Source organism: Azospirillum sp. UENF 112521, assembly GCF_058780665.1.
Window position 1 is genome coordinate 63,409 of the sequence record NZ_JBSNCI010000007.1, and the last position, 14,183, is coordinate 77,591.

At 67.9% G+C, this 14,183-nt stretch carries 12 protein-coding genes; 8 read left to right on the forward strand and 4 right to left on the reverse strand.

The genetic code is table 11. From position 1 onward, the window contains the following. Positions 1-12: 12 nt before the first annotated feature. Positions 13-1,287 carry an NAD(P)/FAD-dependent oxidoreductase gene (locus ACWPN8_RS29030; RefSeq protein ID WP_109448861.1) on the reverse strand — a complete coding sequence of 425 codons (1,275 nt, stop codon included), beginning with the start codon at positions 1,285-1,287 and terminating at the stop codon, positions 13-15. Positions 1,288-1,334: 47 nt separating this feature from the next. After that, on the reverse strand, positions 1,335-2,003 hold the full coding sequence (locus ACWPN8_RS29035) for a haloacid dehalogenase type II (protein WP_492243268.1): 669 nt from the start codon (positions 2,001-2,003) through the stop codon (positions 1,335-1,337). 374 nt (positions 2,004-2,377) lie between these two features. Between ACWPN8_RS29035 and ACWPN8_RS29040 the strand changes: the two genes are divergently transcribed. From ACWPN8_RS29040 to ACWPN8_RS29075, 8 genes are all read left to right on the forward strand, one after another. After that, positions 2,378-3,247, forward strand: a complete 870-nt coding sequence (locus ACWPN8_RS29040) for a GNAT family N-acetyltransferase (protein WP_492243269.1) — start codon at positions 2,378-2,380, stop codon at positions 3,245-3,247. A 13-nt stretch (positions 3,248-3,260) separates the two neighbouring features. Beyond that, positions 3,261-4,637 carry an aspartate aminotransferase family protein gene (locus ACWPN8_RS29045; protein WP_109448867.1) on the forward strand — a complete coding sequence of 459 codons (1,377 nt, stop codon included), beginning with the start codon at positions 3,261-3,263 and terminating at the stop codon, positions 4,635-4,637. Between the two features lie 252 nt (positions 4,638-4,889). Next, on the forward strand, positions 4,890-5,624 hold the full coding sequence (locus tag ACWPN8_RS29050; protein WP_492243270.1) for an HAD-IA family hydrolase: 735 nt from the start codon (positions 4,890-4,892) through the stop codon (positions 5,622-5,624). A gap of 64 nt (positions 5,625-5,688) precedes the next feature. Next, positions 5,689-7,326, forward strand: a complete 1,638-nt coding sequence (locus ACWPN8_RS29055; protein ID WP_492243271.1) for an ABC transporter substrate-binding protein — start codon at positions 5,689-5,691, stop codon at positions 7,324-7,326. Positions 7,327-7,432: 106 nt separating this feature from the next. Further along, entirely contained in the window at positions 7,433-8,383 is a 951-nt protein-coding gene (locus ACWPN8_RS29060; RefSeq protein ID WP_109448873.1) for an ABC transporter permease, read from the forward strand. Further along, entirely contained in the window at positions 8,380-9,234 is an 855-nt protein-coding gene (locus ACWPN8_RS29065; RefSeq protein WP_109448875.1) for an ABC transporter permease, read from the forward strand. Before ACWPN8_RS29060 ends, ACWPN8_RS29065 begins: the two co-directional genes overlap by 4 nt. Next, positions 9,234-10,883: an ABC transporter ATP-binding protein gene (locus ACWPN8_RS29070; RefSeq protein WP_492243272.1), complete on the forward strand. Its 1,650-nt coding sequence runs from the start codon at positions 9,234-9,236 to the stop codon at positions 10,881-10,883. The genes ACWPN8_RS29065 and ACWPN8_RS29070 overlap by 1 nt, the downstream gene beginning before the upstream one ends. A 135-nt stretch (positions 10,884-11,018) precedes the next feature. Beyond that, positions 11,019-11,222 carry a hypothetical protein gene (locus ACWPN8_RS29075; protein ID WP_492243273.1) on the forward strand — a complete coding sequence of 68 codons (204 nt, stop codon included), beginning with the start codon at positions 11,019-11,021 and terminating at the stop codon, positions 11,220-11,222. A 43-nt stretch (positions 11,223-11,265) separates the two neighbouring features. On the opposite strand, the gene ACWPN8_RS29080 is transcribed toward ACWPN8_RS29075, so the two are convergent. Both ACWPN8_RS29080 and ACWPN8_RS29085 read right to left on the reverse strand, forming a co-directional pair. Next, on the reverse strand, positions 11,266-12,645 hold the full coding sequence (locus ACWPN8_RS29080; RefSeq protein WP_492243274.1) for an aspartate aminotransferase family protein: 1,380 nt from the start codon (positions 12,643-12,645) through the stop codon (positions 11,266-11,268). Positions 12,646-12,675: 30 nt separating this feature from the next. Continuing rightward, on the reverse strand, positions 12,676-14,169 hold the full coding sequence (locus tag ACWPN8_RS29085; protein WP_492243275.1) for an NAD-dependent succinate-semialdehyde dehydrogenase: 1,494 nt from the start codon (positions 14,167-14,169) through the stop codon (positions 12,676-12,678). Positions 14,170-14,183 lie beyond the last annotated feature (14 nt).

The window sequence follows — 14,183 nt, forward strand, 5'->3', positions numbered from 1 at the left end:
TCTTCCCGCCAATCACTGGATGCGGTCGAGCGCCTTGTAATACAGCCCGACCAGCGGCAGGAACCAGGGCTTGCCGAAATGGCCGGGGACGGCGGGCCAGGACAAGCCCTTCAGCGGGTTCCGGTCCTCGCGTCCCAGGATCGCGTCGGCCATGGTCATGCCGAGATGGGTCGACAGCTGCGCCCCGTGGCCTGAATAGCCCATGGCGTACCACAGCCCGTCCTGGTAGCCGGCGCGCGGGTAGCGGTCGCTGGTCATGTCCACCAGCCCGCCCCAGCAGTAATCGATGTCGATGCTGGCGATCTGCGGGAAAATCCTTGCAAGGCTCGCGCGCAGGATCGCCCCGCTCTTGGCGTCGGACTGCTGGTCGGACGTCGCCGAGAAGCGGGCGCGACCACCGAAGATCAGCCGCCGGTCGGGCGACAGGCGGAAGTAGTTGCCGATGTTCATCGACGTGACATAGGTGCGGTTGCCCGGCACCACCGATGCGATCTCGCCGTCGCTGAGCGGGCGGGTGGCGATGATGAAGCTGCCGACCGAGATGATGCGGCGGCGGAAATGGCTGAAATTCGGCGTGGTGTAGGCGCCGGTGGCGACCAGCACCTCCTTGGCGGTGACCGTGCCGCGCGGCGTGGTCAGCGTGTGGCGGTCGCCCGTGCGGGCGATGGCGCCGACCGGCGCGTTTTCGACCAGCACCGCACCGTGCCGTTTGGCGGCGTCGGCCAGCCCGACCACGAAGCGGCCCATATGCATCATGGCGCTCTTACGCGACAGCATCGCACCGAAGAAGGGCGAGCCGACCTCTCCCTTCAGCTCTTCGGCGGTCAGCAGGGCCGTGTCGGGATCGACCTCGCGGTGCACCACCTCGAAGTTGCGGGCGATGGCGTCGAAATGCGCCGGCTTGGAGGCCAGCTTCAGCTTGCCGGCGCGGCGGAAGCTGCAGTCGATCCCCTCTTCGGCGATCAACGCCTCCAGCGTGTCGATGGACTGGTCGAAGGCGCGGTAGAGGGCGACGGCACGCTCCGTCCCCAGCGCGGTCTTGGCAGCGATGAAGCTGTGCGCCAGACCGTTGTTGAGGTGGCCGCCGTTGCGGCCCGAAGCGCCGCCGCCGACGCGGTCCGCCTCCAGCACGATCACCCGCGCCCCGGCCTTGGCGAGCTGGCGGGCGGCACCCAGGCCGGTGAACCCCCCTCCGACGATGGCGACGTCGTAATGGCCCTCGACGGTTCCTTCGGCCCCGCCTGTGAAGGCCGGAGCGGTGTCGTGCCAGTAGGAGACGAATTTCATGACCTGGGTCCTTGTCGTTGCAGCCCGAACCTTGAAAGTTCCGCCCCTTACAGACCGACCACGCCGGGCAGCCCGGAGATGTCGGAAATCTCGACATAGCCGTAATAGGGGTTGGCCGGCTCGTGGCCGCGGTTGACCCACACCTTGTTGCGGATCCCCAGATCGTGCGCCGACATCAGGTCGTAGCGGAAGGAGGAGGAGCAGTGCAGGATGTCTTCCGGCCCGCAGCCGAGCATGTCGAACATGTATTCGAACGCCTGGAAGCGCGGCTTGTAGGCCTGCGCCTGTTCGGCGGTGTAGACGGCGTGGAAGGGCGCGCCCAGCTTCGCCACGTTCGACGGAATCTGGTCGTTCATCGCGTTCGACAGGATGACCAGCGGGATTTCCTTGGCGACCTTGGCCAGGCCGGCCGGCACGTCGGCATGCGGACCCCAGGTGGGAACCCGCTCGTACACCATGCGCGCATCCTCGTCGCGGAAGACGACGTTGTTGCGCTTGCAGCTGCGCTCCAGCGAATTGTGCACGACCTCGGCATAGGGCTTCCAGGCGCCCATGATCTCGTCGAGGCGGTAGGCGGCGAAGTTTTTGATGAACTCCGTCATCCGCGCCTCGTCGAGGATCGACCCGTACAGGTCGCGCGCCGCTTCGGCCATCTGAAAGTTGATCAGCGTGCCGTGGCAATCGAAGGTGACGTATTTCGGCCGGAACTGGCTCATGGCTGCATCCTTGGGATGGAACGACGTGGGAGGGGGCGAATTGGAGTGAGCCGAATTGGCGATAAGACGCCGCCGGCCCTGCCCCATGATCCTACCGTCGCCGTGAAGCCGGGCCTGACCGAATTGCCCGGCGCGAAAGCACAAAGTTTCGTTTCCGTCTCGGCCCTCAGCATTTGGTTGGGGGCGGAACGGCGCCGGGGCGCCCGGAACGGGGGATGGATGCCCCGTCCGCCGGTTCGTCCGCCATCCTCGCGGCATAAGATGCGGCGGGCTGCCGGAGCAAAGGTGAAAGATGTCGCGGCGGGTATCGCCTTCAGACAAACGTCCGGGGCCGCTGCGCACACTCTTGGAGGCAGAGGGTGAAAGGACTGCCCATGAACAAGAATACGGTTCCCAAGAGAGCGGTCGACTGCACGGCCTTCGAGCCCAAGCATCTGGGCGATGCGCTCGCCCTGTCGCGGCAGGCGCAATGGCCGCACCGGCTGGAAGACTGGTCGCTGCTCCTGTCGCTGAGCCGGGGGCTGGTCGCCGTGGATGCCGGGTCGGGCCGATTGGTCGGCACCGTCCTGATGACGCCCTATGGCAAGGATGCCGCCACCATCAACATGGTCATCGTCGACGAGGGCTGGCGCGGGCAGGGCCTCGGCCGCCGCCTGATGGACGAGGCGATGGCGCTGGCGGACGGCCACCCCCTGCGCCTCGTCGCCACCAGCGAGGGGTTGCCGCTCTATGAAAAGCTGGGCTTCCGCGAGGTCGGCACCGTCCTCCAGCACCAGGGCGAAGCCGGTCCGGTTCCGCCGGTGACGGCGGAGGACGTCGCCCCGGCCGGCACCGACGAGCTTGCGGCCATCGCCGCGCTCGACCGCCAGGCCTTCGGCGCCGACCGCCGCCCGCTGCTGGAGCGCATCGCCGGGGTCGGGTCCTTTACGCTGCTGCGCCGGAACGGCGTCCCCGCCGGCTTCGCCGCTCTGCGCGATTTCGGCCGCGGGCAGGTCGTGGGCCCGGTGGTCGCCCCCGACGCGGACGGCGCCAAGGCCCTGATCGGCCCGATCCTCGCGGCGCATCCGGGCAAATTCCTGCGGGTGGACACCACCGCCGACACCCGCCTCGCCCCATGGCTGGCGGATTGCGGTCTGCGTCATGTCGGCGGCGGCATCGCCATGCGCCGCCCGGCGCCAGCGACAGCCGCCGCGTCACCCGCCCCCTTATCGACTTTCGCGCTCGCCAGCCAGGCACTCGGCTGATCCGGAGAGGACCATGCTCAGCAATTCCCTGATCGAACTCGACCGTGCCCATCTGGTCCATCCCGTCGCCTCGTACCGCGGCCATGAGAAGGCCGGCGTCCGGGTGATCGCCTCCGGCGCCGGGGCGACGATCACCGACGCCGCCGGCCGCCGGCTGGTCGACGGTTTCGCCGGCCTGTGGTGCGTCAACGCCGGCTACGGCCAGCAGAGCCTCATCGACGCCGCCACCCGCCAGATGCAGGAACTGCCCTACGCCACCGGCTATTTCGGGCTGGGCAGCGAACCGGCGATCCGTCTGGCCGCAGCACTCGCCGAACGGGCGCCCGGCGACCTGAACCATGTCTATTTCACGCTTGGCGGGTCGGACGCGGTGGACAGCACCATCCGCTTCATCCGCTATTACTGGCAGGCCAAGGGCCAGCCGCAGCGCGACCAGTTCATCTCCATCGAGCAGGGCTATCACGGCTCCTCCACCGTCGGGTCGGGCCTGACCGCGCTTCCCGCCTTCCATGCCGGCTTCGGCGTGCCTTTCGACTGGCAGCACAAGATTCCGTCGCACTACGCCTACCGCAACCCGGTGGGCGACGATGCCGATGCGATCATCGCCGCCTCGCTCGCCGCCCTCGACGCGAAGATCGCCGAGATCGGCGGACCGGAGCGGGTCGCCGCCTTCTATGCCGAGCCGATCCAGGGATCGGGCGGCGTGCTGGTGCCGCCCGACGGCTGGATGAAGGCGATGTGCGACCGCTGCCGCAGCCTGGGCATCCTGTTCGTCGCCGACGAGGTCATCACCGGCTTCGGCCGCACCGGCCCGCTGTTCGCCTGTAGCGACGACGGCGTGGTCCCCGACATGATGACGACGGCGAAGGGCCTGACCTCCGGCTATGTGCCGATGGGCGCGGTCTTCCTGTCGGACGCGGTGTACGATACCATCGCGGACGCCGCCGGCAGCAGCGCGGTCGGCCATGGCTACACCTACTCCGCCCACCCCGTCAGTGCCGCGGTGGGGCTGGCGGCCTTGCGCCTGTACGAGGACAGCCTGCTCGCCAACGGCGCCAGGGCCGGGGCACGGCTGATGGCCGGGCTGCACGCACTGCGCGACCATCCGCTGGTCGGCGATGTGCGCGGGCGCGGCATGCTGGCCGCCATCGAACTGGTGGTCGACAAGGAGCGCAAGACCCCCCTGCCCGCCGCCGCCGAGCCGTCGCGCCGGATTTTCGACCGCGCCTGGAACAACGGTCTGGTGATCCGCGCCTTCGCCAACGGCGTGCTGGGCTATGCCCCGCCGCTCTGCTGCACCGACGAGGACATCGACGCGATCCTGGAGCGGACGGCGCAGACGCTCGACCAGACCCTGGAGGATCCGGACGTCCGCCGGGCGATGCGCTAGACGAAAAAGGGGTGTCCGCGGAAAAAACCGCAGATCCCTCCGTATCCAGCATTTTCTGCTGTCCAGCACTGAAGATTCGGAGACCCCCACCCAACCCTTGGACCACACTGGAGGGGAAGAAGACCGACTCTCCAGGCCAGCTCAAGAGGGACCGGCTCCGAAAAGACATCCCGGCGGACGTTGCCGCCGGACCTGAAACGCCCCGCCGGACCGGAACGGTTCCCCTGCGGTCCTTGATGAGGAGATGGTGCGTTGACCAAGAGTTTGCCGAGCTTCAAATATCTGACCTTCGACGTCGTCGGCACCCTGATCGACTTCGAATCCGGCATCAAGGACTGCCTCGCCGCAATCGCAGCGGAGGCCGGCACCGAGGTGGACGGCGAGGCGGCGCTGACCCTCTACCGCGAGGCGCGCTACGCCCCGGAAGCCGACCTGTTCCCCGACGATCTGGCGCGCGTCTATTCGGTGATCGCGCCCAAGCTGGGGCTGCCCGCCGGCACGCAGTACGGCGAACGCCTGCGGGAGTCCGCGGCGGTCTGGGCCGGCTTCCCCGACAGCCGGGAGGCCCTGGCGCGTCTGGCCAAGCGCTACAAGCTGATCGCGATGACCAACGCGCGGCGCTGGGCCTTCACCCATTTCTCCCGCGAGCTGGGCGATCCGTTCTTTGCCGGCTTCACCGCCGACGACACCGGCGTCGAAAAGCCCAACCCCGCCTTCTTCCAGCAGGTGTTCGACTTCGTCGAGCGCGACGGCGGCAGCAAGGACGACATCCTGCACGTCGCCCAGAGCCAGTATCACGACATCGGGGTGTCCCGCCGCCTCGGCATGACCAACTGCTGGATCCAGCGGCGGCACGCCCAGAAGGGCTATGGCGGCACCATCGAACCCGCCGAGTTCACCGAACCGGATTTCCATTTCTGCTCGATGGCGGAACTGGCTGACGCCGTCGACGCAGCGGCCGCAGAGCCGAAGACGGCGTCCGCGTAACCGGACCAAACCGGAGCGCGCAAAAAAGAAACGAACGAACAATCCTGAACAGAGTGAGGCAGACATGATCAAGACGCCTGAAACCCGGACTCTCCAAAACTGGAGCCCCAAAAACTGGACCGGGGCCGACGACAGCATGGTCGAAAGCGCCATCCGGCGCGGGGCCAGCCGCCGCGACCTGTTGAAGATGCTGCTGGCCGGCGGGGTGTCGCTGGCGGCTGCCGACCTCGTCCTGGGCCGCGCCGGCATGGCGCTGGCCGCGACTCCGGTGAAGGGCGGCGCGCTGAAGGCCGCCGGCTGGTCGGCCTCGACCGCCGACACGCTGGATCCGGCCAAGGCGTCGCTGTCCACCGATTATGTCCGCTGCTGCGCCTTCTACAACCGCCTGACCACGCTGGACCAGAACGGCATCCCGCAGATGGAGCTGGCCGAGAGCGTGGAATCGGGCGATGCCAAGACCTGGACGGTCAAGCTGCGCAAGGGCGTCACCTTCCACGACGGCAAGTCGCTGACCGCCGACGACGTGGTGTATTCGCTGAAGCGCCACCTCGATCCCGCCGTCGGTTCCAAGGTCGCGAAGATCGCCGCGCAGATGACGGGGTTCAAGGCCGTCGACAAGACCACCGTCGAGATCGAGCTGGCCAGCCCCAACGCCGATCTGCCGACCATCCTGGCCACCCACCATTTCATGATCGTGGCCGACGGCACCACCGACTTCTCCAAGGGCAACGGCACCGGCGCCTTCACCTGCAAGAGCTTCGAGCCGGGCGTGCGCTCCATCGGCCTGCGCAACCAGAATTACTGGAAGGGCGGCCCGAACGTCGACTCCTTCGAGTTCTTCGCGATCAGCGACGACAATGCCCGCGTCAACGCGCTGCTGTCCGGCGACATCCATCTCGCCGCGTCGATCAACCCGCGCTCGACCCGCCTGGTGGACGGGCAGAAGGGCTTCGTCCTGTCGAAGACGACGTCCGGCAACTATACCGACCTGAATATCCGCCTGGATATGGAGCCGGGCAGCCGCAAGGACTTCGTCGATGGGATGAAGTACATCGTCAACCGCGAGCAGATCGTCAAATCGGCCCTGCGCGGCTTCGGCGAGGTGGGCAACGACCAGCCGGTCTCGCCCGTCAACCCGTACCACAACGCCGCGCTGAAGCCGAAGGCGTTCGACCCGGAAAAGGCGAAGGCGCTGTTCAAGAAGGCGGGCGTGCTGGGCCAGTCGATCCCGGTGATCACGTCGGATGCCGCCTCGTCGGGCATCGACATGGCGATGGTGATCCAGGCCTCCGCCGCCGAGATCGGCATGAAGCTCGACGTCCAGCGCGTGCCGTCCGACGGCTATTGGAGCAACTACTGGCTGAAGGCGCCGATCCATTTCGGCAACATCAACCCGCGGCCGACGCCGGACATCCTGTTCTCCCTGCTCTACGCCTCCGAAGCGCCGTGGAACGAGAGCAAGTACAAATCGGAGAAGTTCGACAGGATGATGATCGAAGCGCGCGGCATGCTCGACCAGGCCAAGCGCAAGGAGATCTACAACGAGATGCAGGTGATGATCGCCGAAGAGGCCGGCACCATCATCCCCGCCTACATCTCCAACGTCGACGCCATCAGCGACAAGCTGAAGGGCCTCGCCCCCAGCCCGCTGGGCGGCATGATGGGCTACGCTTTCGCCGAGTATGTCTGGCTGGCCGCCTGATACAGTGGACGGGCGGAACGGGGCGGCCGAAGGGCCGGCCCTTCCGGCCCGTCGCGGCCCATCCGGGCAACCCCTGCGGGGGCGCCTCACCTTGCGGAGGCCAAGCATGACATCACGCGTTCCGTCCCTCATCCTTGGTCGGCTGCTCATCGCACTGGTCACGCTGACGATCGTGTCCTTCGCCGTGTTCTTCGCCACCACCCTGCTGCCCGGCGACACGGCGACCATCCTGCTGGGGCAGGCGGCGACGCCGGAAGCCGTCGCCGGCCTGCGCACGGCCATGCATCTCGACGAACCGGCCCTGCTGCGCTTCGTCTACTGGATCGGCGGCCTGTTCCAGGGCGATCTCGGCACCTCCTACGCCAACCATATGCCGGTGGCCACGCTGATTTCCGGCCGGCTCGCCAACACCCTCAAGCTGGCCGGGCTGACCACCCTGGTGTCGGTACCGCTGGCGCTGACGCTGGGCATCACCGCCGCCATGTGGCGGCGCACGCTCTATGACCGCATCGTCACCATCGCCACCATCGGCGTCATCTCGGTGCCGGAATTCGTGCTGGCGACCCTGGCCGTTCTGGTGTTCGCCGTCTACCTGAAATGGCTGCCGGCCCTGTCCTTCACCTACAATGTCGACAGCTTTTCCGGCCTGCTGCGGGCCTACGCCATGCCGGTCATCACCCTGACCTTCGGGGTGTCGGCGCAGATGATCCGCATGACCAGAGCCGCGGTGATCGAGACGCTGAACACGCCCTATGTCGAAATGGCGCTGCTGAAAGGGGCCTCGCGTCCGCGGATGGTCCTGCGCCACGCCCTGCCCAACGCGCTGGGGCCCATTTCCAACGCGGTCGCCCTGTCGCTCTCCTACCTGCTGGGCGGCGTCATCATCGTCGAGACGATCTTCAACTATCCGGGCGTCGCCAAGCTGATGGTCGATGCGGTGTCCACCCGCGACCTGCCGCTGATCCAGTCCTGCGCGATGATCTTCTGCTTCGGGTATCTGATCCTGATCACCACCGCCGACATCGTCGCCATCCTGTCGAACCCGAGGCTCCGATGAAGACAAATTCTTCCACCGGCTCGCTGGCGGCATGGTCGGGCTACCGGATCAACCTGGTCGGCCTGACCGCCTTCTCCGTCGTCCTGTTCTGGGCGCTGGTCGCCCTGTTCGCCCCCTACATCACGCCCCATTCGGTGGGCGAGATGATCGACCTCGATTATTTCGGCCCGATGCGGCCCGGCCTGTGGCTGGGGTCGGACTATCTCGGCCGCGACATGCTGTCCCGCATCATCTACGGCGCCCGCTACACTGTCGGCATCTCGCTGGCCGCGGTGTCCATCGCCTGCTTCACCGGCGTGGTGCTGGGCATGACCTCGGCCGTGCTGCGAGGGCCGGTGGACATGGTGGTCAGCCGCATCCTCGACGCCATGAACTCCATCCCCAGCAAGCTGTTCGGCCTGATGGTGGTCGCGGCGGTGGGCTCGTCCATCCCCGTTCTGATCCTGACCCTGTCGGTCATCTATGTTCCCGGCGCCTACCGCTTCAGCCGGGCGCTGGCGATCAACATCGACACGATGGACTTCATCATGGTCGCCCGCATCCGGGGCGAAAGGCTGCCCTATCTGATCGCATCGGAGATCCTGCCCAACATCATCGGCCCGGTGCTGGCCGACCTCGGCCTGCGCTTCGTCTTCATCGTCCTGCTGCTGTCGGGCCTGTCCTTCCTGGGGCTGGGCGTCCAGCCGCCCTATGCCGACTGGGGGGCGCTGGTGCGCGAGAACATCGGCGGCCTGCCCTTCGCGGCACCGGCGGTGATCGTGCCATCGCTGGCCATCGCCACCCTGACCATCAGCGTCAATCTGCTGATCGACAATCTTCCGCAGAAGATCCGGGACCGGAGTGCCTCCTGATGACGAACCTTGTCGAAATCCGCGGCCTGACGGTCGAGGCCACCACCGATTCCGGCCGCTGGATCCAGATCCTGAAGGGCATCGACCTGGACATCGCCGCCGGCGAGACCGTCGCCTTCATCGGCGAAAGCGGCTCCGGCAAGACCACCGCCGCCATGACGCTGCTCGGCTACGCCCGTCCGGGCTGCCGGATTTCCGGCGGAACGGTGACGGTCGACGGCCATGACATGGTGACGCTGCCGGAAAAGGACCGCGCCGCCCTGCGCGGCACCACCGTGGCCTATGTGCCGCAGAGTGCCGCCGCCGCCTTCAACCCGGCCTCGACCATCATGGAGCAGGTCATCGAGGTGACGCGGATCCATCGCCTGATGCCGCCGGACGAGGCCCGCCGCCGGGCCATCGCCCTGTTCCGCGCCCTGTCTTTGCCCAATCCCGACAGCATCGGCGACCGTTACCCGCATCAGGTGTCGGGCGGCCAGCTGCAACGGCTGGCGGCGGCGATGGCGCTGATCGGCGATCCCAAGGTGGTGATCTTCGACGAGCCGACCACGGCGCTGGACGTCACCACCCAGGTCGAGGTTCTGCGCGCCTTCAAGGCGGTGACCGCCCAGCACAGGATCGCCTGCGTCTACGTCTCCCACGATCTGGCCGTGGTCGCCCAGATCGCCGACCGCATCATGGTGCTGCGCAACGGCGCGGTGCAGGAAACCGGCAGCGTCCACGACATCCTGACGCGCCCGACACACCCCTACACCCAGGAATTGCTGCACGCCTTCCACCCCGACACCGGCGGGCGCGAGGTGCGGCCCGCCGCCGACGCCAGCGCCCCGCTGCTGGAGATCAACACGCTGAGCGCCGGCTACGGCCCGCCGCAGTCGAACGGGCAGCCGCTGGTCCTCGCCGTCAAGGGGGTGAGCCTGCAGGTGAAGCGGGGCACCAACCTCGGCATCATCGGCGAGTCCGGCTGCGGAAAATCGACGCTGGCGCGCGCCATCGCCGGGATCCTGCCGGCCTGCAAGGGCGACATCCAGTTCAATGGCAAGGAGCTGTGGCACAGCGCCCGCCAGCGCAGCCACGACCAGCTGCGCGACCTGCAGATCGTCTTCCAGCACGCCGACACCGCGCTCAACCCGGCCAAGTCCATTGAGGACATCCTCGGCCGTCCGCTGAGCTTCTATCACGGCCTGCGCGGCAAGGCCCGCGATGCGCGGGTCGATGCGCTGCTGGACATGGTCCGCCTGCCCCGCGCCCTGCGCCACCGCCGCCCGGCAGAACTGTCGGGCGGCCAGAAGCAGCGGGTGAACTTCGCCCGTGCGCTCGCCGCGGAGCCGAAGCTGATCCTGTGCGACGAGATCACCTCGGCCCTCGACACCGTCGTTGCGGCGGCGGTCATCGACCTGCTGAAGGAACTGCAACGCGAGCTTGGCCTGTCCTATGTGTTCATCAGCCACGACCTGTCGGTGATCGAGGCGATCTGCGACGAGATCGTCGTGATGTATCGCGGGCAGACGGTGGAGACTATCATCCCCGCCGACCGACAGCCGCCGCAGCACCCCTATTCCAAACTGCTGTTCTCGTCGGTTCCGAAGCTGGATCCGACCTGGCTCGACACGCTGAACATCGACGCCGACCGGATGCGGGTGGCCTGACCCACCGGTTGGCGATGATTGGCCGAGCCAACAAGCTGGGCTATTTGTGGGTAGGCGGTCACATACCGCCATATGTTCATGACTCGTTAATTGCGGCGGCCCACCCTGCGGCATGATGTCGAGGAGGGCATCCAAATGACCTGTTCACAGCAGAGTGTCGCGGTCGGCGGCTTCACGGCGACCATCACCGACCTCGGGGATCGCCGGGAAATCACCGTCGCCCGTGCGGGGCTCGGTCCCTGGGTCTACCAAGAAACCACCCTGGCGAGCCTCTCGGCCTGCGTGGAGCGGTTCACCGGGCAGTCGGTCCCTCGTCACCACGCCGATCAGCCCTGCTAGGCTGGGACCGGCGCACTGACGGAGCCCAATCGGAGTTCGGCGTTCAGAGTTCGGCCGCGACAGCCTTCACCGCCTTGGCCGTCGCCGCCACCACGATGTCGGCCTCCTCCCGCGTCAGGCAGAGCGGCGGTGCGAAGCCGAGGATGTCCCCCTGGGGCATGGCGCGGGCGATGACACCCCGCTCCAGAAGGGCTGCGGACAGGCGCGGCCCGACCTTCGTCTCGGCGGGGAAGAAGCGGCGGTCATCCCGGTCGGCGACGAACTCCACTGCCGCCAGCATGCCCTCGCCGCGCACCTCGCCGACCATCGGATGCCCGCCCAGCGCGTCGGTCAGCGCCGCGCGGAAATAGCCCCCGGTCTCGCGCGCGTTGGTCACCAGGTCGAGCGTGTCGACCAGCTCCAGATTGGCCACCCCGGCGGCGGCGCAGAGCGGATGCGCCGAATAGGTCCAGCCATGGCCGATGGGACCGAGCTGGTCGGAGCCCTGCTCCAGCACCTTCCACACCCGCTCGCCGACGATCACCCCCGACAGCGGCGCATAGGCGGAGGTCAGCCCCTTGGCGATGGTGATGAGGTCCGGCCGGATGCCATAATGGTCGGAGCCGAACATGCTGCCGAGCCGGCCAAACCCGGTCACCACCTCGTCGGCGATCAGCAGAATGTCGTGCTTGTCGAGGACGGCCTGGATCTTCTCCCAATATCCGGCGGGCGGCGGGACGATGCCGCCGGTGCCCAGCACCGGTTCGCCGATGAAGGCGGCGATGGTCTCCGGTCCCTCCGCCTGGATCAGCGCCTCCAGCCGGTCGGCGCAGTGCTGGGAGAACTGCTCCTCGCTCATGCTGCGGTCGGCCCGGCGGAAATAATAGGGGGCTTCGGTGTGCAGCACCGGCGGGCGCGGCAGGTCGAAGGCCTTGTGGAACAGCTCCAGCCCGGTCAGGCTGCCGGTCATCACCCCCGACCCGTGATAGCCGCGCCAGCGCGAGATGATCTTCTTCTTCTCGGGCCGGCCGAGGATGTTGTTGTAATACCAGACCAGCTTGATGTTGGTCTCGTTCGCGTCCGATCCCGACAGGCCGAAATAGACGCGCGACATCCCGGCGGGCGCCCGGTCGATAATCATCTTGGCCAGTGCGATCGACGGTTCGCTGCCATGCCCGACATAGGCGTGATAATAGGCCAGCTTGCCGGCCTGCTCGGCGATGGCGTCGGCGATCTCGCGGCGGCCATAGCCGACATTGACGCAATAGAGGCCGGCGAAGGCGTCCAGGCTGCGCTTGCCGTCACGGTCGGTGATGTAGACGCCCTCGCCGCCGGTGACGACGCGGGTCGGCGTGTCGCCGCGGGCATGCGCCGCCATGTGGGTCGACGGGTGGAAGAAATGGTCGCGGTCCCAGGCGGTCAGCTCGTTGGTCAGGTCGGTCATGGCGTTTCTTTCCAGATCGGGAGTTTCTGCTCAGGCGGCGTCGAGGCAGACGTATTTCAGCTCGGTGAAGGCCTCCATCCCATGGCGCGAGCCTTCGCGGCCGAGGCCGGATTGCTTGACCCCGCCGAAGGGAACCGGCGCGCCGGTGATCTTCACCCGGTTGACCGCCACCATGCCGTAGTGCAGCGCCCGCGACAGGCAGAGGATCCGGCCGGCGTCACGGGTCACCAGATAGGCGACGAGGCCGTAGTCGGTGTCGTTGGCGCGGGCCACCGCCTCCGCCTCGTCATCGAAGGGCAGGATCGCGGCGACCGGGCCGAAGGTCTCCTCGCGCAGGATCAGCGAGTCCGTTGCGACGTCGGCCAGCACTGTCGGACGGTAGAACAGCGGGCCGGCGGGATGGACCTCGCCGCCGGTCAGGCAGCGGGCGCCGCGGTCCAGCGCGTCGCGGACATGACGGGCGCATTTGTCGACCGCCCGCCCGTTCATCAGCGGGCCGATCTGCACCTCCGGTTCCAGCCCCGGCCCGACGCGCAGCGCGGCACTGCGGGCAGTGAAGGCGGCGCAGAAGCTGTCGTAGAGCGGGCGCTGCACGTAGATGCGGTTGGCGGCGAGACAGTCCTGGCCGGAGGTGGCGAACTTCGCGTCGATGGCGATGTCGACCGCCCGTTGCAGATCGGCGTCGGCGAAGACCAGCAGCGGCGCATGGCCGCCCAACTCCATCACCAGCCGCTTCATGGTGGGCGCGCAGCGCGCGGCGATGCGGCTGCCGATTTCGGTGGAACCGGTGAAGCTCATGGCGCGGACGCGGGCGTCGTCGCACAGCGCGCCGACCAGCGGCTCCGGATCGCCGGTCAGGACGTTGAACACGCCGGCGGGGATGCCCGCCCGCTCCGCCAGCTCCGCCAGCGCCAGCGCCGACAGCGGCGTCTCGGACGACGCATGCGCCACCACGGTGCAGCCGGCGGCCAGCGCCGCCGCCGCCTTGCGCGTCAGCATCGCCGACGGGAAGTTCCAAGGCGTAGCCATGCCGACCACGCCCAGAGCCTCCCGCCGCAGCAGCATTTCGGCACCGGGCAGGTGGCTGGCGATGCTCTCGACGCCCAGCCGCTTGGCTTCCTCCGCGTACCATTCGACGAAGGAGGCGGCATAGTCGATTTCTCCCCGCGATTCGGCGAGCGGCTTGCCCTGCTCCAGCGTCATCAGCAGGGCCAGATCCTCGCGGGCGGCGGTGATGCGGTCGAACCAGTCGCGCAGCCGGGCGGCGCGGTCCTGCGGCAGCCGGGCGCTCCAGGCCGGAAAGGCGGCGGCGGCGGCGGTGACGGCGGCGGTCGCCTGGGCGGCGTCCAGCGCCGCGACCTGGGCGAGGGTCCGTCCGCTGGCCGGGTCGGTCACCGCGAAGGTGGCGCCGTCGGGCGCCGCGGTCCAGCGTCCGCCGACATAGGCGAGTTCGCGCAGCAGCCGGCGGTCGCTCAGGCGGCTGACGGCGTCGTGACGGTCCGGGCGGGACAGCTGCGCGGTCATGGACACCTCCGGAA